The following is a 25,441-nucleotide window of genomic DNA, read 5'->3' as shown; positions in this document are numbered from 1 at the left end:
TCACCCGCCGGCGAGTACCGGGCGCTGCCGCACACCCGGCACGCCGTACCTTACCGGTGCCGATCCGGCCGTAAGGCCGGAAAAGGCGGACTCACACCAGTTTCGCGCCACCGTCGACATGCACGGTGGTGCCGGTGAGGAACGGGTTGGTCACAGCCAGCAGCGCCACGGCGGAGATGTCGGCCGGTGTCCCGACCCGGCGAGCCGGATTTCGGTCGGCGACGGTCCGGAAGAACTCCTCCTTCCCGGGGCCGTCCCACACACCCGAGTCGACGATGCCGGGGGAGATCGCGTTGACGCGCACGGGCGCGAGCTCGACCGCCAACGCCTCGGCCAGAGCGGCGGCAGCGGCGTTGGTGGTGGCCATCACCGCGCGTTCCGGTGCCGGCCGCCAGGCCGCGACGCCGGAGAACAGCAGCATCGCGCCACCGGCGCGGAATCGCGGAGCGAAGTGTTTGGCGAGCAGGATCGGCCCGATCACCTTGGCGTCGAAGGCTCGGCGCACCGCACCGTGCTCCAGTGCGGTGACGGGACCGTTGGCGTGGTCGGCGGCCAAGGACACCAGGTAGTCCACCTCGCCGATACGTTCGGCCAGGGCGCGCACGGTGGCCTCGTCTGCCAGGTCCACGTCTGGACGGCCCACCGAAATAACCTGCGCCCCTTGCTCTTCGGCGTCGAGGGCGATCCGGCGGCCGATGCCCGATCCGGCACCGATGATGAGCATCTTCTTGGCTTGCAGCGTTGTCATGCCCGGTTCAGCAACGCACCGGCGACGGATAATCCCTTCTCTCGATGAATGTTTTCGATCGTTGCCATAGGATTTGCGAATGCCAACACTGCGTGCACTGGAATGCCTCCTCGCCGTGCTGGACGCCGGGTCCATCACCGACGCCGCCACCGCCCTGCACATGTCGCAGCCCGCGCTGTCACACCAGCTGGCGGCGCTCGAACGGGAGATCGGCGCACCGGTCCTGGAACGACTGCCGCGCGGGGTGCGCGCCACCGCCATCGGCCGCGCCGTCGAGGCCGATGCCCGCGCGGCGGTGACCGCGGCCGCTCGCGTCGTCGACGGCGGAAAGGCCGCGGCCAAGGGCGAAGGCGGCTTCCTGCGGCTGGCGTGCGCGGAAAGCCTGACCGCGAGTCTGCTCGCTCCCGTTCTGCGTGCCTGGTTCCGCCGCCACCCCGCGGTGCGCGTGACGCTCACCGAGGCCACGAGCGCCGACGACCTCGTTCACCACCTCGAATCCGGTACGGCCGACCTGGCATTGGGGCCGCGGCCGACTCGCTGGACCGGCGCAACCGAGCTCGTCGGAACCGAGGAGATCGTGGCCGTCCTTCCCGCCGGCCACCCCTTGACCCGGCACGACCGACTCGGCTTCGACGACCTGCGCGACCAACCGTTGGTGCACTATCACCCCGACAACGGCCTCGCCGGTTGGCTCGACGCCCGAGCCGCCGCCCACGGCGTCACTCTGAGTCCGGTCATGCGCACCCGGCAGGCGGTCACCGCTGCGCAACTGGCCGCGGCCGGACTCGGCATCGCCCTGGTCCCCGTCACCGCCCTCGGCCCCGGCCTGCCGGGCACCCTGAAACGCTTGCACCCCAGCGTGTCTCGCGATCTCGTCTGCCTGCTCGCCACCCCTGCCGACCCACTGCTGCGCCGCTTCGCCGCCGACCTGATCGGCCGTGGCGTCCCCATGAATTCCTCGGCCGCACGACAACTCCCCATCGCCGCCGCGCACAGCATCCACTACGACGAGCACTGAAAGGCACCCGACACCGGTCGGGGGGAGGGCTCAGCGCGGGCCCGGCGTGAGCTCCGCGGCGAGGCCGGTCGCCCAGTCCCGAACATGCTGCGGATCCCGGAAATCACCCGCCATCGTCTTGGCCATCGCCGCCGCCGGGAAACCATGGGCGTCGGACGCCAAGCGGCCCCCGAAAATCGTGTAATCCCGGGCATTCACCCGATGCGCGGCCCGCTCGACAGCCTTGCCCCCCGGAACCTTTCCGGGACCGCCGGAGGTGAGCGAATCGTCCAGCGGCCCGCTGGCGAACAGCCACACCGGCCGCACGCGCAACTGCCGTGCGAAACGACGAGCGAAGCGGCGGGCGTGACGATGCCAGCGACCGGTGTAGAGCGCACCGCCGAGGACCACCGCCCCATAGTCGCCGAGGGAGCGAACCTCACGCGCATTGCGGACCTCGGCGTCGACACCGGCCGAGCGCAGCACCTCACCGATCCACTCCGCGATTTCGGCCGTGCCGCCCCGCTTCGAGCCGTACGCCACGAGAACATGTTCCGGTGTCACGGCGCACCTTCCTCTCATCGGCCGCTTGGTGCGATCTACGGGTAGGCGATGTTCGCGGCGGGCTGCGGCAGCAGCAGAATCCGGGCGATCGTCGCCGTCCATTCACCGATCGCCGGCCAGTCGCGCAGGTCGCCGAAACGCCCGCCACCGAGCAGGCGGTAGGCGATGCGCGCCTTCAGCGACACTCCCGCGTTCTCGAAATGCCCCGCGAACGCGCGGTATCCGACAGGCGCAATCGAATCGCGCAGCGTGGCGATCTTCTGCGGAACGATCCTGCCCATCCGCCGCCCGATCGGCCCCCGCAGCGCCGGTCCGAGCCCCACGGTGAACAACCACACATTCATCGCGGCCAGTTCGTAGCGGTGATTCCGAACGAACACCGACATCTCGGGAAGCACATCCATGTTGTGCACAGCACTGCCGAGAATCACCGCGTCGAACCGCGACAGCTCAGGCGCATGCGCCACATCAGCCACCTCCACATCGGCTCCGCGGTTGGCCAGCACGGCCCCGATATAGTCGGCGATCTCTCGGGTCGACCCCTGCGACGAGGCGAAAACGACTGCGATGCGAACAGTTTGGTGAGTCATGTGTCGAGCGTGCGCCCCGGGCCGCGACTGCTCCCAGAGGCGGCGTACCTCATGCGCAGAGGACAAACGTCCCCAGTGAGGCCGCCCTGCGCAACCGCCGGGCCCCGGCGCGGGGGACGCGTCAGTGGATATGGTCCTGCCAGTCCGCGGGGACGTGACCCGCGGGGCCCGGCACCGGCTGCGTCTCCGGATGACTCGTCGGCGGCGCCAGTTCCGGCCCCTCACCGACCGCACCGTCGCGGTAGTCGTAGAACCAGTCCTCACCCGGTTCGAAGCTCTGGATGATCGGATGACCCGTGCTGCGGAAGTGGGCGGTGGCATGCTGGGCAGGGGAGGTGTCGCAGCAACCCACATGCCCGCAGCGCGCGCACCGGCGCAGATGCACCCACCAGCCGCCGGCGGCGACACACTCCGCGCAACCGGCTCCGCTGGCGGGCACCTCGACATCGATATCGCTGCCGGAATCGCTCACCGCTGATCTCCTCTCAGGGTCGCGACCACCGCTTCGGCCACCCCGCGGGCACTGCCGGGATTCTGGCCGGTGATCAGCCGCCCGTCGGTGACGACGTGGACTCCGAACGGCTCGTCGGCCATGCTGTAGTCGGCGCCCGATTTCACGAGTTCGTCCTGAAGACTGAACGGTACCGCGTCGGCACGCTGGGCGGCTTCCTCCTCCGGCCACGAGAACCCGGTCACCCGCCGCCCGGCGATCAGCGCGGCCCCGCTCTCCAGCGGGACGTTCAGCAATCCGACCGGCCCGTGGCAGACCGCAGACACCACGCGTCCGCTGTCGTGGAAAGCCGCGGTGAGCGCGCCGAGATCGTCGCCACCGAAGTCGAACATGACCCCGTGCCCGCCGGTGAAGTAGATCGCGTCGTAATCCTCGACCTCGACCTCGCCGATGCTGCGCGTGTGGTCGAGCAGGTCCATGAACTCCCGATCGCGGTAGCGGCGGTCGGTGCCGAGTTCGGCCAGCACGTCGTGTGCCAGGCTCTCCGGATCGATGGGCACGAATCCGCCTGCGGGACTGGCGATGTCGACGGTGTAGCCGTGTTCGATGACATAGTCGTAGAAATGGGTCAGCTCGCCGAGCCACAGCCCGGTGCGGTAGCCGACCTTCTCGTATTCCCCCGCATTGGTGACGATGACCAGAATCCGGTCGGTGGCCACGATGATCTCCTTCCGGTCCGTGCGATGGGCGACCGCCGTCCGAGATCACTGGCGTCCAATCCGGGAACACCGCCGGCCGCGTGACGTCGATCACAACGTAACACAGGCGCCGATCGCCGGACCCGTCCCGGGACTCGGTGGAGACGCAACGGCATCCAACCGATCTGGGACCGCGACGCCGGCATCCTCAACAAACTCATGGTCACCCCCACACCCCGCGCGGCGCTGATCACCGGCAAGTGCTTCGCCGCCGGGGTACGCGCCACCGCGCAAGTGCTGATCATCGTCGTCCTCGCTCTGATCATGGGCGTCCACATGACGATGAACCCGCTGAAACTGCTCGGCGCCCTCACCGCCGTCGTCCTCGGTGCCGCCTTCTTCGCCTCCAACGCCCTCTACCCGCTGGCACTCATGCCCGGCTGGCTGCACGTCGTCAGCCACGTCAACCCGCTCAGCTACGAGGTCGACGCCCTGCGCGGCCTGCTCGTCGGCGGCACCGCCGGCCTGTGGACCGACTTCGGTGTGCTCGTCCTGGCCGCAGTCCTCGGAATCGCTTGCGCCTCAGCACTGTTGGGACGCCTCACGCGCTGACACCGAGAACCGGAGCCGTGCCGGTCAGGCCGGGCGAGCGTCCGGGGCCGCGTGGCGGACCTCCACGATCGGCAGCCGCAACGCGGCAGGGGAGCGGGCCGGAACCACCGGCGCCACCGGCGCGATCGGATCGACGCGCCGGTAGGGGAGATCCATCGGCGGCCGCGGATCCCGCTCGCCCTTGTTCGGCCACATCGATGCCGCCCGCTCGGCTTGCGCGGCGATCGTCAGCGACGGATTCACACCGAGATTCGCCGAGATCGCCGACCCGTCCACGATGCTCAATGTCGGATACCCGTGCACCCGGTGATATGGATCGATCACACCGTGCTCGCGGTCGCCGCCGATCACGCACCCACCGATGAAATGCGCCGTCATCGGCACGCCGAAAATGTCCGGCCAGGTACTGCCCGCGGTGGCGCCGAGTTTGTCGGCCACCCGCCGCGTCACCTCGTGCCCGGCCGGGATCCACGACGGATTCGGCTCGCCGTAGCCCTGCCTGCTGGTGTAGCGGCGACCGAACAGACCGCGCCGGGTGAACGTGGTGATCGAATTGTCCAGGCTCTGCATCACCAGCAGGATCAACGTTCGTTCACTCCAGCGCCGCGTCCGCAGCAACCGCACCGTCCGCACCGGATGGGTGGCCGCGATCGCCAGCACCCTCACCCACCTCGGCACCGTCTGCCCGCCGTCGACCAGATAGGTCTGCAACAACCCCATCGTGTTCGAACCCTTGCCGTAGCGCACCGGCTCGATATGGGTGTCGGAGGTCGGATGGAACGACGAGGTGATCGCCACGCCCGCCGTCAGATCCAGGCCGGTGTCCACCCGGGTGCGGCCCGCACCCAGAATCGCCTCCGAATTCGTGCGGGTCAGCACACCCAGCTGCGGCGAGAGCGCCGGCAACACCCCGGTGTCGCGCATCCGGAACAGCAACCGCTGCGTACCCCAGGTCCCCGCCGCCAGCACCACATACCGCGCCGAGAAGCTGCGCCGCCCACCCCGGAATCGGCCCGTGCGGCGTGTGTCGACGCGCCAGCTGCCGTCGTCCCGCGGTCGCAGCGCGGTCACCGTGGTCATCGGATGTATCTGTGCCCCAGCGCTTTCGGCCAAACCGAGATAGTTCTTGACCAGCGTGTTCTTCGCGCCGTGCCGACATCCGGTCATGCACTCGCCGCATTCGATGCAGCCTGTGCGCTCCGGTCCGACACCACCGAAGTAGGGGTCGTCGCTCACGACTCCGGGCTGACCGAAATACACACCGACCGGCGTCGGGACGTAGGTGTCGGCGACGCCCATCTCCTCGGCCACCGAGCGGATGATCTCGTCGGCCGGGGTGGTGTGCGGGTTCTCCACGACACCGAGCATGCGCCGGGCCTGGTCGTAGTGCGGGGTGAGTTCGGCGTCCCAGTCGGTGATCTCGGCCCACTGCCGGTCCTCGAAGAACGCGCGTCCCGGCTTGTAGAGGGTGTTGGCGTAGTTGAGCGAGCCACCGCCGACTCCGGCGCCGGCGAGGATGAAGCAGTCGCGCAGCCGGTGGATCCGCTGGATGCCGTAGCAGCCCAGTGCCGGTGCCCACAGATACCGTCGCAGATCCCAGCTGGTGGTGGCGAAGTCGGCGTCCTCGTAGCGTCGCCCGGCCTCGAGCACCGCGACCGAATATCCCTTTTCCACCAATCGCAATGCCGTCACACTGCCACCGAATCCGGATCCGACGATCACCACATCGACATCGAAAGGCCGCGCTGCCTTCATGACACCTCCTACCGAGGACGCTAACAAGTCACCACCGCAGCCGCGACGGACTCGTGGCGGGTACCAAACCGCGCGGTGTGCGCTGCCTTCGAATCACAAGACGTACGGACGGTGCGCGGTGAGGTGCATCGGATCCGGATCTCGGCTGGTTCCGGGCGGCCCACGGAAGCGTCCCCATTACGTCACTGTGACGTTTGCGAGGGGAAGCCCGGGCTGGGGAAGTGGGCGATGATGGCGGACGCCGACCCGACGCGAGCGCCAGAAATTTTCCGGCGAATCAGGCCAGAGGCGAAAAGTTTCACCAGGAGGATTTCGGCAGGTTCGCGCGAGACGTCTGCGGCGGTCGAATGCCGATGGTCCACGGCATGCGGGACGGCCGAGCGGCACAGCCGAGGCGCCGAAGGCAATCACTGAAAGATGCTGACGCACAGCGCAAATGCGTCCTCCAGCGCCCGTTCCATTGCGCCGATAATCTACATTATGTCAAGTAATCGCTGTTCGGTCCGATCCCTCACCGATCCAGTCGGCGGTTGAGGATCGTCGCGATCTCGGCGACCACGGCGGGTTCGGTCATCGCCAGATGCTCGGCCGCGATATCGACGTTCGTGATCCGACCGGCGACGAACCGGGCCCATCCCTCGTGGCCCGCCGCGTCGGCACGCCGGTCCTTCGTGGCGGTGAAATACAGCATGTCGGCGTCGAGGACCGGCGGCTGCCAGGCACTCGCGGCCCGGATGGACAGGTTGTAGGCGTCGGTCATGCGTTCGATGGTCGCGGCGTCGACGGCGAAGCTGTCCCCCAGCTGCTGCCGGATCAGGTCGGCGGCCTCTTCGGCGGTCGCGTCGGCGCCGACGACGTCGATGCCCATGACCGGGCCGACGTTGCTGATCAGCTCCCCTGGTGTGGCTTCGGAGACCTCGGTGGCGTCGATTCCCTCGGCCTCGGCATCCAGCAGCGCCAGCAGCGCGACTTCCTCACCGGCCGACCTTATTTCGGCGGCGACGGCGTGGGCGATCTGCCCACCCAGCGACCAGCCGAGCAGATGGTAGGGCCCGTGCGGCTGGATGGCGCGGATCTCCTGGAAGTAGCGGCGCGCGATCTCCTCGAACGTTTGCGGGCCCGGCACTTCCCCACCGATCTGCGGCGCCTGCAGACCGTAGATCGGGCGGTCGCCGGCGAGGTGGTCGCCGAAGGTGTAGTAGCACCACGACAGGCCCGAGGCGGGATGGATGCAGAACAGCGGTGGCCGGCTGCCACCGGTCCGGATCGGCAGCACGACGTCCAGACCGAAGGCCGCGGGCCCGGGTTCGTGGTGTCCGTCGCTCATTCCGGTTTCGATGCGCTTGGCGAGGTCGGCCGGATTCGGATCCGACAGCATCCAGCCGAGCGGGATCTCGAAGTGCAGTTCCTTGGTGAGTTCGCTGGCGACCTGCACCGAGCGCAGCGAGTTGCCGCCCAGGGCGTAGAAGTCGTCGTCGGCTCCGACGTGGGTGACGCCGAGGACGTGTTCGAAGGCGCGCGCGACCTCTTCTTCGAGCCAGGTCGACGGTTCGCGGAACTCCCCTACCGCGGCCACCGGTTCCGGCAGCCGGGCGCGGTCGAGTTTGCCGGAGGCGGTGAGCGGAACGGTGTCGAGCACCATGAGTGTGGTGGGCACCATGTAGTTGGGCAGTTCGGCGGCGGCGTGTGCGAGGACCGCGGCGGTGTCGACGGTGGCGCCGGCGGCGGGCACGAGGTAGCCGACGAGCTGGGCGGCGAGCTCGCTGGAGTGGACCACGGCGATGGCGCGGGCGACGCCGGGATATTCGGCGAGCACGGTTTCGATTTCGCCGAGTTCGATGCGCAAGCCGCGCAGTTTGACCTGGAAGTCGGTGCGTCCCAGGTATTCCAGTTCGCCGTCGCGGCGGCGGCGCCGCACGAGGTCGCCGGTGCGGTACATGCGTCCGCCGTTGTTGTAGGGGTCGGGCACGAACCGTTCGGCGGTGAGGCCGGGGCGGGCGTGGTAGCCGCGAGCGATCTGGGTGCCCGCGAGGTACAGCTCCCCCGCCACTCCGGGCGGTACCGGATTGAGCCGGGCGTCGAGGACGTAGGCGCGGGCGTTCCAGACGGGCATGCCCATCGGCACGCTGCCCTGATCGGCGTCGGTGACGTGGTGGGAGGTGACGTGCACGGTGAATTCGGTGGGCCCGTACAGGTTGTGCAGTTCGACCTCGGGCAGGACGCGCCGGACGGCGGCCACGGTGTCGGAACCGAACGCCTCTCCCCCGATGAGCAGCGCGCGCAGTGAGGTCAGGGTGCGCTCGGGTGCGGCTTCGGCGAAGACGGCGAGCATGGACGGAACGAACGAGGTGATCGTGATCTGTTGTGCGGCAATGATTTCGGCGAGATAGGCGGGGTCGGTGTGGCCGTCGGAGCGGGCGATGACGAGGCGGGCGCCGACGCCGAGGGTGGCGAACAGTTCCCACACCGAGACGTCGAAGGTGGCCGGTGTCTTCTGCAGGACCACGTCGGCGGCGGTGAGGCGGTATTCGTCGCTGAGCCAGCGGATCTGGTTGACCGCGGCGCCGTGCGGGACGGCGACGCCTTTGGGGCGGCCGGTGGATCCGGAGGTGAACAGGACGTAGGCGGTGTTGGTGGGTCGCAGTGGGGTGCGGCGGTCGTGGTCGGTGACGGGTGTGTCGTCGTAGGCGGACAGGTCGATGCCGTCGAGGGTGGACAGGACGACGACGGGTGTGGCGGTGGCCAGCATGTAGTCGATGCGGTCGGCGGGCAGGTCGGGGTCGACGGGGACGTATCCGCCGCCGGCGGCGAGCACGGCGTAGAGGGCGGTGACCTGGTCGAGCGAGCGGCGCATCCGCACGGCGACCAGCTTTTCCGGGCCCACGCCGCGGCCGATGAGCCAGCGGGCGAGCCGGTTGACGCGGGCGGAGAACTGCCCGTAGGTCAGCGACAGGTCGCCGTAGGTGACGGCGGTGCGGTCGCGGTAGGCCGGTACCGCGCCGGCGAACATGGAGATGAGTGTTTCGCCGGTGGCGACGGTGTGGTGGGTGGTGTTCCAGCGGTCCACGACGTCGCGGCGTTCGTCGGCGTCGAGCAGGTCGACGTCGTAGACGAGTCCGGTGGGGTCGGCGACGAGGGCGCGCAGGAGCCGGTCGAGGCGGGCGGCGATGCCGGTGACGGTGTCGGGGTCGAACAGGTCGCGGGCGTAGGTGATGCCGCCGGTGATGCCGGCGGGGCCGCCGTGGTCGTCGTAGCTGTCGGAGACGGTGATCTGCAGGTCGAACAGTGAGGTGTCGATGTCGGCTTCGACGGCGGAGAGGGTGAGTTCGGGGAGTTCGAATTGGGTGCCGGTGAGGTTCTGGAAGGCGAGCATCACCTGGAACAGCGGGTGGTGGGCGTGGGAGCGGGCGGGGTTGAGTTCTTGTACGAGTCGTTCGAAGGGGACGTCGGCGTGCCCGAAGGCGGCGAGGTCGGTGTCGCGGACCTGGTCGAGCAGGTCGGTGAAGGTCATGTCGGTGCGCAGGCGGGTGCGCAGGACGAGGGTGTTGACGAACATGCCGACGAGGTCGTCGAGTTCGGGTTCGCCGCGTCCGGCGTAGGGGGTGCCGATGGTGACGTCGTCGGTGCCGGCGAGGCGGGCGAGGACGGCGGCGAGTGCGGCGTGGAAGACCATGAACAGGGTGGTGTTGTGGGCGCGGGCGAGGTGTTGGAGGCGGGCGTGGAGTTCGGGGTCGACGGTGAGGGGCACGCGGGCGCCGGCGTAGGTTTGCACGGGCGGGCGCGGCCGGTCGGCGGGCAGCGCGAGCAGTGCGGGTGCGTCGGCGAGTTGGGTTGTCCAGTAGTCGATTTGGGCGTGCAGCAGCGAGTCGGGGTCGTCGTCGCCGCCGAGGACGGTGCGTTGCCAGAGGGCGTAGTCGGCGTATTGGACGGGCAGGGGTGGCCAGGCGGGGGTGTCGCCGTCGAGTCGTGCGGTGTAGGCGGTGGTGAGGTCGCGGGCCAGGGGTGCCAGTGAGGATCCGTCGCCGGCGATGTGGTGGACGACGAGGGCGAGGATCCAGGTGTCGTCGGCGATGTCGTAGAGCCGGATGCGCAGCGGCACGGTGGTGGTGACGTCGAAGACGGTGGCCAGCAGTGCCGAGAGGGTCTGTGGCAGTTCGGTTTCGGGGATGCGGGTGATGGGCAGGGGTGGGACGGCGTCGGCGGGTGGGAGGATTTGCTGGGTGGGTTCGCCGTCGACGGCCGGGTAGATGGTGCGCAGCACTTCGTGGCGGGTGATGACGTCGCCGATGGCGGCGTGCAGGGCGTCGGTGTCGAGGTGGCCGGTGAGCCGGATGACGATGGGGATGCTGTAGGCGGGGGTGTCGGGTTCGAAGCGGTTGAGGAACCACATCCGTTGTTGGGCGTAGGACAGCGGGAGGTGGTGTGGGCGTGGTTGTTCGGTGAGGGCGATGCGGCGGGTGTCGGCGTGGGATTCGGCGCGGGCGGCGAGTTTGGCGACGGTGGGTGCGTCGAAGATCATCGAGACGGGGACGCGGGTGTCGAGGGCGGCGCCGATGCGGGCGGCGGCGCGGGTGGCGACGAGGCTGTTGCCGCCGAGGTCGAAGAAGTTGTCGTCGGCGCCGACGGTGGTGTCGAGGCCGAGCAGGTCGGCGAAGATGCCGGCGACGATTTCTTCGACCGGTGAGGCGGGTGCGCGGAATGTTTCGGTGTGCAGGACGGGTTCGGGTAGTGCGCTGCGGTCGAGTTTGCCGTTGGGCGACAGGGGGATCGAGTCGAGGATCATGACGGCGGCGGGCACCATGTAGGGCGGGAGCGCCTCGGCGAGTGCGTTGGTGAGTTCGGCGGCGGTGGGTGTGGCGCCGGGTGCGGGCACGACGTAGGTGACCAGCATGGCGGGGGCGTTGCCTTGGCGGTGGGCGATGGTGACGGCGAAGGCGGTGTCGGGGCGGGCGTCGAGGACGGCGTCGATCTCGCCGAGTTCGATGCGGTAGCCGCGGACTTTGACCTGGAAGTCGTTGCGTCCGACGAATTCAATGTCGCCGTGGGTGTTCCAGCGCACGAGGTCGCCGGTGCGGTACATGCGGGCGCCGGGTTCGCCGGCTGGGCAGGGCACGAATCGGGCGGCGGTGGTGGCGGGGCGGTTGAGGTAGCCGCGGGCGGGGGCGGGGCCGGCGAGATAGAGTTCGCCGACCACACCGGCGGGGACGGGGTGCAGGCGGGAGTCGAGGATCAGAATCTGCATGCCGGGTAGTGGGGTGCCGATGGTGGGCCGGTCCCCCGGGTGCAGCGGCCGCGTGGCGGTGGCGAGCATGGTGGTTTCGGTGGGTCCGTAGAGGATGCGGAATTCGCGGGTGCCGCGGCGGTCGGTGCCTGCCCAGCGTTTGACGAGTTCGGTGGGGACTTCTTCGCCGCCGGACAGCACCAGTCGCAGGTCGTCGAGGCCGGTGGGGTCGACCGAGGCGAGGGCTGCGGGGGTGACGAAGGCGTGGGTGACGTGCTGGGTGCGCAGTAGGTCGGCGAGGTCGTCGCCGCCGTAGGTGGCGGGGGGTGCGATGACGAGGGTGGCGGCGCCGGCGGTGGCGAACAGGATTTCCATCAGCGAGGCGTCGAAGGACGGTGAGGCGAAGTGCAGGAACCGGGCGCCGGGTTCGATGTGGTAGTCGGCGCGTTGGGTGGCGACGAGGTCGGCAATGCCGGTGTGGGTGACGGCGACGCCTTTGGGGCGTCCGGTGGATCCGGAGGTGAAGACGACGTAGGCGGTGTCGGTGGCGCGCAGGGGCCGCAGCCGGTCGTGGTCGTCGATCGGGTTGTCACCGAGGGTGTCGAGGTGGGTGAGGGTGTCGGGTGCGTCGAGGATGATCCAGTCGGCGGTGTCGGGGAGGGCGGGGCGTGCGGTGGTGACGGTGATGCCCAGTGCGGCGGCCGAATCGGTGATCATGTGGTCGATGCGGTGGGCCGGGTAGGCGGGGTCGACGGGGACGTAGGTGGCGCCGGATTTCACCACGGCCCACCAGATGAGTACGGATTCGGTGGAGCGGGGCGCGGCGGCGAGGATGGGGATTTCGGGTCCGGCGCCGTGGTCGATGAGCAGGCGGGCCAGGCGGTTGGAGCGCCGGTCGAGTTCGGTGTAGGTGAGGCCGTCGTCGCCGGTGCGGACGGCGAGGCCGTCGGGGTTGCGGCGCACGGCGTCGGCGAAGATGCCGGGCAGCAGCGGTGATTCGGGTGTGGGTGCGGTGCGGGGGCCGATGCTGGTGAGCAGGGTGTGGCGTTCGCGCGGGTGTAGCCAGTCGATGTCGCCGACCGGGGTGTGGGGGGTGGTGGCGACGGTGGCGAGGATCCGCAGCAGTCGCTGCACGAATCCGGTGACGGTGTCGGGGTCGAACAGGTCGCGGGCGTACATCATCATGCCCGAGAGGCCTTGGGCGGCACCGGTTTCGGTGGAGGTGTCGGAGATGACGAGTTGGAGGTCGAATTGGCTGGTGCCGGTGTCGACGTCGGCGCGGGAGACGGCGACGTCGGGCAGGGCGATGTCGATGGCGCCGGTGTTCTGGAAGGCGAGGACCACTTGGAACAGGGGGTGTGCGGCGGTGGTTCGGTGCGGGTTGAGTTCTTCGACGATGCGTTCGAAGGGGACGTCGGCGTGGTCGAGGGCGTGCAGGTCGGTGTCGCGGATGCGGGCGAGGAAGGTGGTGAACGGTTCGCCGCGGTCGAGGGGTGTGCGCAGGGCGAGGGTGTTGACGAACATGCCGACGAGGTCGTCGAGGCCGGGTTCGCCGCGGCCGGCGACGGGGGTGCCGATGACGATGTCGTCGGTGTCGGCGAGCCGGCCGAGCAGGACGGCGAGTGCGGCGTGCACGACCATGAACAGGGAGGTGCCGTGGTCGCGGGCCAGTGTCTGCAGTTGCCGGTGCAGGGGTGCGGGGATGTCGAGGGGGACGCGGCCGCCGGTGAGGCTGGCGACGGCGGGGCGGGGCCGGTCGGTGGGCAGGTCGAGCAGGTCGGGTACCCGGTCGAGGGTGGTGCGCCAGTAGTCGAGCTGGGTGGACATCAGCGAGGCGGGGTCGGCGGCGGAGCCGAGGATGCGGCGTTGCCACAGCGCGAAGTCGGCGTACTGCACGGGCAGTGGCTGCCAGTGCGGGGGTTGTCCGGTGTGGCGGGCGGCGTAGGCGGTCATGACGTCGCGGGCCAGCGGGCCCATGGATTGTCCGTCGCCGGCGATGTGGTGGACGACCAGGACGAGCATGTATCGGCCGGTGTCGTCGGTGTCGGTGGTGATGTCGAACAGGGCGACGCGCAGCGGTACCTGGGTGGAGACGTCGAAGCCGCGTCGCACGAATTCGGTGAGCAGGTGCGGGAGGATGTCGGGGGCGGGGTGGCCGGTTTCGAGGGTGATCGGCGCCCGGTCGAGGATGACCTGGCGGGGTTCGCCGTCGGTTTCGGGGTAGATGGTGCGCAGCACTTCGTGGCGGGCGATGACGTCGTCGAGGGCGGCGCTCAGTGCCGTGGTGTCGAGGTGCCCGGACAGCTGCAGCATGACGGGGATGTTGTAGGCGGCCGATTCGGGTTCGAATCGGTTGAGGAACCACATGCGTTGCTGGGCCAGTGACAGCGGGAGGGGGTCGGGGCGGTCGCCTGCGGTGAGTGGGATGCGGGCGGTGCCGTGCAGGGTGCGGGCGCGTCGGGCGAGGGCGGCGACGGTGGGTTCTTCGAAGATGGTGCGGACGGGGATGCGCACGTCGAGGGCGGCGCCGATGCGGGCGGCGACGAGGGCGGCGCTGAGCGAGTCGCCGCCGAGGGCGAAGAAGTCGTCGTCGGCGCCGACGTGTTCGGCGTCGAGGACTTGTTCGTAGGCGCGGGCGACGACGTCTTCCTGCCAGGTGGTGGGTGCGCGGAAGGCGCGGGCGGTGACGGGTGGCCGGGGTAGCCGGTCGCGGTCGAGTTTGCCGGTCGGGGTGAGCGGCACCTCGTCGAGGATCATGACGGCGGCGGGCACCATGTAGGGCGGGAGTGCTTGGGCGAGTGTGGTTTTCAGGTCGGTGTCGGACAGGGTGGCGCCGGCGGCGGGGGTCACGTAGGACACGAGGGCGGTGGGGCGGCCGTCGTCGGTGCGTGGGACGGTGACGGCGAAGGCGACGTCGGGGTGGGCGGCCAGGGCGGCGTCGATTTCGGCGAGTTCGATGCGGTTGCCGCGGACTTTGACCTGGAAGTCGTTGCGTCCCACGAATTCCAGGTCGCCCCTGGTGGTGCGGCGCACGATGTCGCCGGTGCGGTACATGCGTGCGCCGGGTGCGCCGAAGGGGCAGGCGACGAATCGGGTGGCGGTCAGTGCGGTGCGGTCTTTGTAGCCGTCGGCGAGTCCGGGGCCGAGCAGGTACAGCTCCCCCGCGACGCCGTGTGGGACGGGTCGCAGCCAGGTGTCGAGGACGGTGGTGGTGACGGGGCCGGCGGGGGCGCCGATGGTGATCGGCGCGCCGGGGGTCAGTGGTGCGCTGGCGGTGGCCCAGATGGTGGATTCGGTGGGTCCGTAGAGGTTGACCATGGTGCGTCCGGGTGCCCACCGGTCGACGAGTTCGGGGCCGACGGGTTCGCCGGCGGTGGCCAGCACGCGCAGGGTGTCGAATCGGTCGCCGGGGATGGTCGCCAGCGCCGACGGTGTCAGCACGGCATGCGAGATGTGTTCGCGCTGAAGCAGTTTCGCCAGTTCGGGGCCGCCGTACACGTCGGGTGGGGAGACGACGAGCCGGCCGCCGGCGCCGTGGGCCATGAGCAGTTCGAAGATGGAGGCGTCGAAGCTGGGTGAGGCGACCTGCAGGACGGCGGAGTCGGCGGTGACGCCGAGGAGGCGGTGCTGGGCGTCGACGAGGTCGGCGAGTCCGCGGTGGGTGACCAGCACACCTTTGGGGGTTCCGGTGGATCCGGAGGTGTAGATGAGGTAGGCGGTGCGGTCGGGAGTGAGCGCCGCGCCGCGTTCGGTGTCGGTGATCGGGGCGCCGGATTCGGTGTCGAGGGCGTGGACGGTGCCGGGGTCGTCGAGGGTGAGCCAGTCGATGTGCTGGGGCGGGCGGGCGGTGCCGGTGTGGGTGATGCCGAGGGTGGCGCCGGAGTCGCCGAGCAGGAATGCGATGCGCTCGGCGGGCAGGCGCGGGTCGATCGGCACGAACGCGGCGCCGGTTTTTGCGGCGGCCCACATGGTGACGACGGCGTCGAGGGAGCGTGGCAGGGCGCTGGCGAGCACGGTGTGCGGGGTGAGGCCACGGCGCAGCAGCAACCGGGCCAGCCGGTTGGATCGCTGATCGAGGTCGCGGTAGGTGATGGTGTCGGCGCCGCAGGTGGCGGCGACGGCGTCGGGGCGGGCGGCGGCGGTGGCGGTGAGGATGTCGCCGAGGGTGCGGGGCCGGCGGTGCGTGTGGGCGGTGGCCGGTTCGGTGGCGTCGGCGACGGTGAGCCGTGCCAGCGGGGTGGCCGGGTCGTCGGCGATGCGGTGCAGGAGTGTGACGAACCGGTCGAGGATCCACTGTGCGCGGTGGGTGTCGAATTCGTCGTCGAGGTAGCGCAGGGTGATGCGCAGTCCCGCTGCGGCGGCCGCGTCGGTGTGGGGGGTGTCGGTGTGTTCGGTGTCGGCGGCGTCGGGGGCCACGACGAGGCTGAGCGGGTAGGGGGTGGCGTCGACGCCGGTGATGTCGTCGATGCGCAGGCCGGCGGCGTCGACGAGGTGCTGCAGGGCGGGCCGGTCGACGGGGAAGGATTGGAAGGCGACGGCGGTGTCGAACAGCGCGGTCATTCCGGCCGCGCGGTGGATGTCGGGCAGTCCGATGTGGTGGTGGCCGAGCATGCGGGTCTGGTGTTGCTGGATCCGGGTCAGCAGCTGCTCGACGGTGTGGGTGGGGTCCAGCGGCACGCGCACGGGGATGGTGTTGAGGAACATGCCGAGGGTGCGGTCGACCTGTGGGAGTTCGGGGGGCCGGCCGGAGACGGCGGATCCGAAGACGACGTCGGTGTCGCCGGTCAGTTCGCGCAGGGTCAGCGCCCATGCCGCGGCGACGGCGGTGTTGACGGTGACGGCGGCGCCGGCGGCGACGCGGCGCAGGTCGGCGGCCCGGTGAGCGGGCAGCAGGGTGTCGATTTCGCCGGCGGAGGTGTCGCGGTGGGCGGCGTCGGCGCGGGCGACGCGGGTGGGTGATTCGACGTCGGCGTATTCGTGGGCCCAGGCGGCGGTGGAGGCGGCGAGGTCTTGGCGGTGCAGCCAGGCCAGGTAGTCGCGGTAGCTGGGTGCGGGTTCGGCGGTGTCGACGTGGGCGGGGGTGCTGTAGTTGGTGAGCAGTTCGCTCATCAGCAGCGGCATGGACCAGCCGTCGAGGATCACGTGGTGGTTGGTGACGAGCAGCCGGTAGCTGTCGGGGCGCACGGTGATCAGGGTGAATCGGATCAGCGGCGGCGCCGACAGATCGAACCCTTCGGCGGCGTCGTCGGCGGCCACGCGGTCGAGGCCGGTGGGGTCTGCGCCGGGGGCGGTGAGGTCGATGTGCCGGAAGCGGACGGGGGCGTGGCCGAGCACGATCTGGCAGGGTCCGGAGCTGGTGTCGGTGAAGGCGGCGCGCAGGATGTCGTGGCGGTCGACGAGGGCTTGGGCGGCGCGGCGCAGGCGTTCGGCGTCGACGGCGCCGGTGAAGCCGATCGCGGTTTGGACGGTGTAGTTGTCGCCGGCGCCGGGGTTGTAGGTGGAGTGGAATCGGATTCCGGCCTGCATCGGCGACAGCGGCCACACGTCGGCCAGGTCCGGGTAGCGGTGGTCGAGCCGTTCGACGTCGGCGGCGCTCAGCTCGACGAGCGGGAAGTCCGAGGGGCGCGGGGGGCGGCCTTCGGCGCGGTGGGCCGGTTCGCGTGACAGCGACGGGTCGGCGGTGACGGTGCCGCGCACCATTTCCGCTAGTGCGGCAACGGTTTTGGCTTCGAAGACGTCGCGCGGGGTGAGGGTGAGCCCGGCCTCGCGGGCCAACGCCACCAGTCGCATGGACACGATGCTGTCGCCGCCGAGGGTGAAGAAGTTGCTGTCGGCGTACACGGTGTCGCGGTGCAGGACTTCGGCGAACAGTTTGGCCATGAGTTGTTCGTCGGCGGTGGCCGGTGCCCGTCCGGCGGTTTCGTCGGTGCGGAAGTCGAGGTCGCGCAGCGCTGCGCGGTCGATCTTGCCGACCGGTGTGCGCGGCATGTCCGCCAGTTCGATGATGGCGGCGGGGTTCATGTAGTGGGCGAGTTCGCGTTCCAGGTCGGCGTGCAGCGCGGCCGGGTCGAGGGTGGCGCCCGGTGCGGCGACGACATAGGACACCAGCACGGGTTCACCGGCGGGTCCGGGCCGGTCGACGGTGGCGGCGGCGGCCACGCTGTCGTGGCGGGCCAGGCGGGCGTCGATCTCCCCCGGTTCGATGCGCAGGCCGTGGATCTTGACCTGCTGGTCGCTGCGGCCGAGGTATTCCAGTTGCGGTCCGCGCGTGGTGTGCAGCCAGCGCACACTGTCGCCGGTGCGGTAGAGGCGTTGTCCCCGAGACGATTCCGGGTCGGCGACGAAGCGGGCCGCGGTGGTGGCGGGGCGGTCGAGGTAGCCGCGGGCCAGTGCGGGCCCGCGCACGTACAGTTCGCCGGCCACCCCGGCGGGGACGGGCCGCAGCCACATGTCACGCACGGTGACCGACAGGCCGTGGATCGGGGTGCCGATGGTGACGGGTTCACCGGGTGTAAGGGCGTCGGATCCGGTGGCCCACACGGTGGTTTCGGTGGGCCCGTAGTGGTTCATCAACCGCCGCCCGGGCGCCCAGCGGGTGACCAGGTCGGTGCCGGTGGCTTCACCGACGACCGCGATCGTCGTCATTGCCGGCAGTTTTGCGGGGTCCATCGTGGTGAGCACCGACGGGGTGATGATGGCATGGGTCACCCCTCGGGTGCGCAGCAGTTCCTCGAGTGCGGCGCCGCCGTAGACGTCGGGGGGTGCGATCACCAGGGTGGCGCCGTGGCCGTGGGCGAGCAGCAGTTCCGACAGGCAGGCGTCGAATCCCGGTGAGGCGACCTGCAATACGGTGGAGGTGGTGTCGACGGCGAAGGCGTCGGCGTGTGCGGCGGTCAGGCCGGCGAGGCCGCGATGGGTGAGGTGCACGGCTTTGGGTGTGCCGGTGGATCCGGAGGTGTAGATCAGGTAGGCGGCGTTGTCGAGGCGCAGTTCGTCGGTGGCGGTGGTGGTTTCGGGTTCGGCGGGCAGGTCGGTGTCGGCGAGGGTCCAGTCGACGGCGGTGGGAAGCCGGTGTGCGAGGGCGCGGGTGGTGACGCCGAGGGTGGTGCCCGAATCGGCGAGCAGTTCGGCGATGCGTTCGCCGGGGTTGCCCGGATCCAGCGGCAGGAACGCCGCCCCGGTTTCGGCGACCGCCCAGATCGCGACGGCCAGCTCGACCGAGCGCGGGACGACCACGGCGACAACGGTTTCCGGGCGGGCGCCGCGGGTGAGCAGGTGCTGCGCGAGCCGGTGTGCCCGCGCGGCGAGTTCCCGATAGGTGAGGGTGGTGGTGCCGGCCCGCACCGCCACCGCGTCCGGGTGGGTGCGGGCGGTGCCGGTGAGGATGTCGCGCAGGGTGCGTCCGGCCGGTGCGCTGTGTGGCGCCGGAATCAGTTCGGCGAGTTCGCTGTTCGAGCAGGGGCTGATGGCGGCGACGGTGGCGGTGGGGTCGGCGGCGATCTGGTCGAGGATCTGTTCGTAGCGGCCGAGCAGAGTGCGGGCGGTGTCGGCGTCGAGCCGGTCGCAGGAGAAGCGCAGCATCACGGTGTGGGTGGCGGAGGTGGCCGCGTCGGGGTCGCTGTCGCGGCCGGGACGCGGCGGGGTCACCTGCAGGCTCAGCGGGTACGGGGTGGCGTCGTGGGCGTCGACGTCGACGAGGCGCAGCCCGGCCTCGCGCAGATTGTGGGTCAGCTGTTCGCGATCGAGCGGATAGGACTCGAGCACGGTCACGGTGTCGAACATGTCGGCGAAACCGGTGGCGCGTTGCAGTTCGGCCAGTCCGAGGTGCCGGTGATCGAGGGTGGCGGCCTGTTCGGACTGTACGCGGCTGAGCAGGTCGGCGACGGTTTCGCCCGGTTCGAGCCGGATCCGCACGGGCACGGTGTTGATGAACAGCCCCACCATGCGTTCGACTCCGGGCACCTGCGGCGGGCGGTCGGAGACGGTGTTGCCGAACACGATGTCGGAGCGGCCGGTGAGGGTGGTCAGCAGCAGCGCCCACGCCACCTGGACGGTGGTGTTGGCGGTGACGCCGTAGGCGCGTGACAGGTCGGTGATCGCGGCGGTCGTCTCGGCGGACAGGTTGGCGCTGACCTCGCTGTTGTCGGCGGGCACGGTCCGGTCCGGGCGCCCGGTCACCAATGTGGGGCTGTCCATGCCGGCGAGCACGTGCTGCCAGGCGGTGATCGCGGCGTCGCGGTCCTGGCTGTGCAGCCAATGCAGGTAGTCGCGGTAGCTGCCGGCCGCTGCCAGGGTGGCCGGGTCGCCGTCCGCGGCGTAGAGGGTGAGCAGTTCGTGGATCAGCAGCGGCATCGACCAGCCGTCGAGCACGATGTGATGGTTGGTGAGCAGCAGTTCGAATTCGGTTGCGCCGGTGCGGATCAGGTGGAAACGCAGCAGCGGCGGCCGGGCGGGATCGAAGGGGGCCGAGGCGGTGTCGGTGATGCGGCGGCGTTCGCGTTCGCGTTCCCCGGCGTCGGCGATCTCGGTGAGGTCGCTGTCGTGCCAGTCGGCGCGCACACCGCTCATCACGATCTGGCGGGGCCCTGCGGCGCTTTCGACGAAGGCGGTGCGCAGGCTGTCGTGCCGGTCGATCACCGTCTGCGCCGCGGCCCGCATCCGGGCGGTGTCGACCTGCCCGGCGAGGGTCAGTGTCGCCTGCACGGTGTAGCCGTCGACGCGGTCGGTGTCGTAGACGGCGTGGAACAGCAGACCGGACTGCAAGGCGGTCAGCGGCCACACGTCGGTCATGGTCGGGTATTCCAGCTGCCAGCGGTCGATGTCGTCCTGGGTGAGGTCGACGAGCGGGAAATCCGACGGGGTGAAGCCGCCGGCGGTGTCGCTGCGGGCGTGGGTGGCGAGCCCGCGCAGCGCCCGCACCCACAGTCCGGCCAGTTCCTCCACCTCCGCGGCGTTCAGCACGCCGGTGGCGAATTCCCAGGTGGCGTCGAGTTCGAGGCCGTCGGTCCCTGGTTCGGCGATCGCGTTGACATCCAGGACGGCGGGCAGCGCCATCGCCGGGTCGCCGGTCGCGGTGAGGGAGGTGAATTCCGTGGTCGGGGTCCACGGCCCGGATTGTTCGTGGACGCCGACGCGACCGAGGTAGTTGAACGCGATCTGTGGTTCGGGTGTGGTGGCCAGTTCGGCGCCGGCTTCGGCGTCGAGGCAGCGCAGCATCCCGTAGCCGATGCCGTTGTCGGGGATCGCGCGCAGCTGTTCCTTGGCTCGCACGATCGCCGTTCCCGCGGCGGCGCCGCCGGCGAACGCGTCGTCGGTGTCGAGGCCGCGCAGGTCCAGGCGCACCGGGAAGCGGGTGGTGAACCAGCCGACGGTGGCGCTGAGGTCGGCGCCGGGCACGGCGTGTTCCTCGCGGCCGTGGCCCTCGAGGGAGATCAGTTCGGTGTCGGCGTCGCCGCCGCGGCGGCGACGCCACTCCCCCAGCGCCAGCGCCAGCGCGGCCAGCAGCGGATCGTTGGGTGTGCCGTGGAAGCGGGCGGGGACGGTGGTGAGGACCGCTTCGGACACGTCGGCGGGCACGTGCACCTCGATGCGGCCGGCGGTGGCGGCGGTGTCGCGGGCGGGGTCCAGATGCCGGGTGCCGAGCAGCTTCTCCCCCGGCGCGAGCACGCTCTTCCACAGCTCCAGCTCGCCGTCGCGGCGGCCGGCGGCCTGGTCGGTGAGTCCGTGGCTCCAGCGCCGCACCGAGGTGCTGGCCGGGCCGAAGGCCGGTTCGGCGCCGGCGCTGATCTGCTGCCATGCCCCGGCCAGATCGGCGAGCAGGATCCGCCACGACACGGCGTCGACGGCGAGGTGGTGGATCACCACCCACATCAGGTCGGGGCCGGTGGTGTCGTCGCGCATGCGCACCACGTGCACCAGCACACCGTCGGCGGGGTCGAGGCGGTCGGCGGCCGCCTGCAATCGGGCGTCGATCTCGGTGGCGTCGCGGCGCGGCAGCCGCACCGATTCGTACACGGTCGCGGCGTCGACCGCGCCGGGGGCGGCGACGTCGATGTAGCGGTCGGCGGAGTGGGCGCCGCGCAGCACCGCGCGCAGCATGTCGTGGCGGTCCAGCACCGCTGCCAGCGCCGCCACCAGGTCGGCGTCGTCGACCTGTGGCGGCAGTTCGATGAGGGTGGCCTGCGCGAAGCGGTCGAATCGGCCGCGCGCGAGCATCGCGTACATGATCGGGGTCAGCGGCATGGGTCCGACCGCGCCGCCGGGTAGTTCGGCCAGTTGCGGGCCGCCACCGGCGTCGGTGGCGACCGCGGCCAGCGCGGCGACGGTCTTGTGGTCGAACACGTCCTGGGTGGAGAAGCTCAGGCCCTCGGCCTTGGCCCGCGCCACCAGCTGGATGGACAGGATGCTGTCGCCGCCGAGGGCGAAGAAGCTGTCGTCGGCGCCGACGGTGGCCACGTCCAGGATTTCGCCGAACAGTTGCGCCACGCGCTGTTCGCGCGGGGTGGACGGCGCTCGCCCCGCGGCGGCGGTGCCGAAGGCGGGGGCGGGCAGGGCGGTGCGGTCGAGTTTGCCGAACGCGTTGACCGGCAGGGTGTCCAGCGCCATGATCACCGCGGGCACCAGATGCGGCGGCAGCGTGTCGCGGGCGAAGCGTTGCAGTTCGAGCGGGTCGATGTGGCGCCCGCGCACCGGCACCACGTAGGAGGCGAGGACGGTCGCGTCGGCGTTGTTGCGCACCGGCACGGTGACGGAGATGTCGACATCGTCGTGGGCGGCCAGGGCGGCGTCGATTTCGCCTGGTTCGATGCGGTAGCCGCGGATCTTGACCTGAAAGTCGCTGCGCCCCAGCAATTCCAGCTCCGGGACGGGCCCGTCGCCGACCCAGCGCGCCATATCGCCGGTGCGGTACATGCGCGTTCCGGGCTCGCCGTACGGGTCGGCGACGAAACGGGCCGCGGTTTCGGCGAACCGGTGGCTGTAGCCGCGCGCCACCCCGGGCCCGGCCAGATACAGCTCACCCGCGGTTCCGGGCGGCACCGCCTGCAGGCAGCGGTCGAGCACCATCGCCGAGACCCCGCGGATGGGGGCGCCGACGGTCAGGTCACCGCCGGGGGTGACGGCGGCGCTGGCGGCGGTGATGGTGGTTTCGGTGGGCCCGTACTCGTTGAACATCGCCGCGCAGCGCGTCCAGCGTTCGATCACGTGCGGCGGGCACACGTCACCGCCGACCACGACCACCCGCAGCTCGCTCAGCCGCCGGGGATCGACCGTCGCCAGCATCGCCGGGGTGAGGGTGAGGTGGGTGACGTGCTGGGTGGCCAGCAGGTCGGTCAGGTCGTCGCCGCCGATCACCTCGGGCGGGACGACCAGCAGGGTCGCGCCGTTGGCGAAGCACACCAGGAACTGCTCGAGCGAGGCGTCGAAGCTCGGCGACAGCGCATACGACACGCGCGCGGTGGCGTCCACGCCGCAGACCTCGCTGCGGTCGGCGATGAGGTCGGCCAGCCCCGCATGGGTCACCTGCACCCCCTTCGGGATGCCGGTGGATCCGGAGGTGTAGGTGATGTAGGCGAGGTCGTCGGGGCGCAGCGGGCGCAGGCGTTCGCTGTCTCCGATCGGGGTGCCGGTGGTGTCGCGGCAGGCGGCGGCGGTGTCCGGGTCGTCGAGTACCACCTGCGTCACCGCCTGCGGCAGCCGTCCCCGGTAGGCGTCGACGGTGACGCCTACCCGGGCGCCGCTGTCGTCGATCATGTGCTCGATGCGTTTGGCCGGATATTCGGGATCCACCTGCACGATCGCGGCACCGGATTTGGCGACCGCCCAGGCGGCGACGATCGATTCGACCGAGCGGCGCAGCATGATCGCGACGGTGGTGCCGGGTCCGGCGCCGCGCGCGATCAGGAGGCGGGCCAGCTGTGCGGACCGGGTGTCGAGTTCCCCGTAGGTGAGGGTGGTGTCGGGTGTGGCGATCGCGTCGGCGGCGCGGTGGCGGTAGGCGCTGTCGGCGAGGATGTCGGCCAGCAGCCGGGGCGCGACCGCGTCGGCGCCGTGCACGGGCAGCAGCCGCTGCTGTTCCTGTGGCGCGAGCAGCGGCAGCCGGTCGATGCGGTAGTGCGTTCCGCGGGCGAGGAATTCGTGCAGGAACATCAGGAAGCGGCGGTGGTGGCCGGCGAGTTCGTCGGGCTGGTAGATGTTCGGGTTGCCCTGGAAGTCGATGTGGGTGCTGTCGCGGCCGGCGCCGGGGTAGATGTTGACGAACAGGTCGGCGGTGGGCCCGGAGGTGAGCACGTGCAGCCGGCCGGTGGTCTCGCCGAGGACGACGTCGTTGTCGATCATCATCAGGTTCACGGCGGGACCGAAGGAGGCGGTCTCGTCGCGGGCGATGCCCAGGTCGCGGAAGATGTCCTCCTGCCGGTAGCGCTGGCGGCGCAGCGCGCTGGTCAGCTCGCCTTGCACCGCGTCGATCAGTTCGCCGACGCTGCGGGCGCCGACCCGCACGCGCAGCGGCACCACGTTGGCGACCATGCCCCCGGATCGGCGCAGGATCGCCGAATGCCGGCCCGACACCGGAAGGCTCAGCAGCACCTCGGTGCTTCCGGTCATGCGGGCCAGGTAGGCGGCGAAGGCGGCGACCACGATCGGGGTCACGCTGGTGCTGCGTTCGGCGACCACGGCATCCAGCAGTGCCGCGGTCTCGGGTGCGAGCGCGTCGCTGACCAGCGCCGGGTGGATGGTCGGTTTGCCGACGCGTCCGGCCAGGCTGACCACGGGCGGTGCGTCCGCCAGATGTTCGGTCCAGTACTTGCGGTCGTTGTCGAATCGGGTCGACCCGCGGTAGGCGAGGTCCTGTTCGGTGATCTCGGCCAGATCCTTGGCCGCGGCCGGGGAGGGCTGCTCGCCGCGCAGCCACGCGTTGTACAGCTCGATGATGCGCTGCAGCATGGTCACCGCGGCGAATCCGTCGAGGGCGATGTGGTGGGCGCGCTGATACCACAGGTAGTGGTCGTCGCCGACCTGGTAGACGACGCACACCATCAGGTGGTCGTGCAGCAGATCCAGCGGTCCGGCGTAGTCCTCGGTCATCAGCCGGTGGGCGGTGGCCACCGGGTCGGGGTGGCGGCGCAGATCCACCACCGTGGCGGGGGCGCCGCGGAAGTGGTCGACGAACTGGCACGGTTCGCCGTCGACCTCGATCAGGTGCAGATGTCCGGACCCGAATTCGACGCTCGCGGTGCGGCAGGCCTCGAGAAGCAGATCGGTATCCAATTCGCCGACGATTTCGACATATTGCGCCACCGAAATCGGGGATTCGCCCGCGAGGTGCTGAGCGAACCATATTCCGCGCTGCGCCGCGGTGAGCTTGAATACGCCGTCGGGTGCCGGGCGCGGGAATCCGTGCCCCGAAGTGCGTGCGCGTGTTCCGTTGCCGGGTGCCTGGTGACCGCCGAGTGGCGCTGTGCCGACCCGCGGTGACTTCGGCGCCTGTGAATCGCCGCCGAAGTTGCTTTTGAATTGGGTCACCGGTCCTCCATCGGATCTCTTTACTTCGACGCAGTAACAACACGCCGGACCGTTTCTCAAAACGCCGTTCGCGGTAATGCGTGAAGCAGGTCGAAATATGCGCCGCGAATACTCTTCGGGCGCGACGAACAACGCCCTCGTCGCCCTGGGCGGATATTCGTCTGGAGATGGTGCCGCCGGACGCGGAGGCGATGGTCACGACGCCCCGACACGCCGCGGCGACCGCCCGCTGGACCGCCGGCCCAGGTCAGTACCTGTGTTTACGGCGAAGCCGGTGATCGCGC

At 70.3% G+C, this 25,441-nt stretch carries 8 protein-coding genes and 1 pseudogene; 2 read left to right on the top strand and 7 right to left on the bottom strand.

The genetic code is table 11. The annotated features are described in order from the left end of the window. Positions 1 to 91: 91 nt before the first annotated feature. The gene (locus NA3_RS15515) at positions 92 to 748 is read right to left on the bottom strand and encodes an SDR family oxidoreductase (RefSeq protein WP_062964332.1); all 657 of its coding nucleotides are present in this window, start codon (positions 746 to 748) and stop codon (positions 92 to 94) included. Positions 749 to 827: 79 nt separating this feature from the next. On the opposite strand from NA3_RS15515, the gene NA3_RS15510 reads away from it, so the two are divergent. Further along, the gene (locus tag NA3_RS15510) at positions 828 to 1,766 is read left to right on the top strand and encodes a LysR family transcriptional regulator (protein WP_062964331.1); all 939 of its coding nucleotides are present in this window, start codon (positions 828 to 830) and stop codon (positions 1,764 to 1,766) included. 30 nt (positions 1,767 to 1,796) lie between these two features. Here NA3_RS15510 and NA3_RS15505 read toward each other — a convergent pair whose 3' ends face one another. The 4 genes from NA3_RS15505 to NA3_RS15490 form a co-directional block, all read right to left on the bottom strand. Continuing rightward, complete coding sequence (locus NA3_RS15505) at positions 1,797 to 2,309, bottom strand: flavodoxin domain-containing protein (protein ID WP_062964330.1); 513 nt, start codon at positions 2,307 to 2,309, stop codon at positions 1,797 to 1,799. Between the two features lie 35 nt (positions 2,310 to 2,344). Further along, positions 2,345 to 2,899 (bottom strand): flavodoxin domain-containing protein, encoded by a 555-nt coding sequence (locus NA3_RS15500; protein WP_062964329.1) that lies wholly within the window; start codon positions 2,897 to 2,899, stop codon positions 2,345 to 2,347. 121 nt (positions 2,900 to 3,020) lie between these two features. Next, the gene (locus tag NA3_RS15495) at positions 3,021 to 3,371 is read right to left on the bottom strand and encodes a UBP-type zinc finger domain-containing protein (protein WP_062964328.1); all 351 of its coding nucleotides are present in this window, start codon (positions 3,369 to 3,371) and stop codon (positions 3,021 to 3,023) included. Beyond that, positions 3,368 to 4,069, bottom strand: coding sequence for a type 1 glutamine amidotransferase domain-containing protein (locus NA3_RS15490; protein ID WP_062964327.1), 702 nt, complete (start codon positions 4,067 to 4,069; stop codon positions 3,368 to 3,370). Before NA3_RS15490 ends, NA3_RS15495 begins: the two co-directional genes overlap by 4 nt. A 150-nt stretch (positions 4,070 to 4,219) precedes the next feature. Between NA3_RS15490 and NA3_RS15485 the strand changes: the two are divergent. Further along, a pseudogene (locus NA3_RS15485) lies at positions 4,220 to 4,660 on the top strand (ABC transporter permease); the annotation flags it as partial. A 24-nt stretch (positions 4,661 to 4,684) separates the two neighbouring features. Here NA3_RS15485 and NA3_RS15480 read toward each other — a convergent pair. Together NA3_RS15480 and NA3_RS15475 are read right to left on the bottom strand one after the other, a co-directional pair. After that, positions 4,685 to 6,415 (bottom strand): FAD-dependent oxidoreductase, encoded by a 1,731-nt coding sequence (locus NA3_RS15480; RefSeq protein ID WP_062964325.1) that lies wholly within the window; start codon positions 6,413 to 6,415, stop codon positions 4,685 to 4,687. A gap of 511 nt (positions 6,416 to 6,926) precedes the next feature. Beyond that, positions 6,927 to 25,157 (bottom strand): non-ribosomal peptide synthetase, encoded by an 18,231-nt coding sequence (locus NA3_RS15475; protein ID WP_062964324.1) that lies wholly within the window; start codon positions 25,155 to 25,157, stop codon positions 6,927 to 6,929. Positions 25,158 to 25,441 lie beyond the last annotated feature (284 nt).

It is taken from the genome of Nocardia africana NBRC 100379, from assembly GCF_001612635.1.
Classification (GTDB): Bacteria; Actinomycetota; Actinomycetes; order Mycobacteriales; family Mycobacteriaceae; genus Nocardia; species Nocardia africana.
Note: the sequence above shows the minus strand (reverse complement) of the source record. Positions and strands in the feature narration are given on the sequence as shown.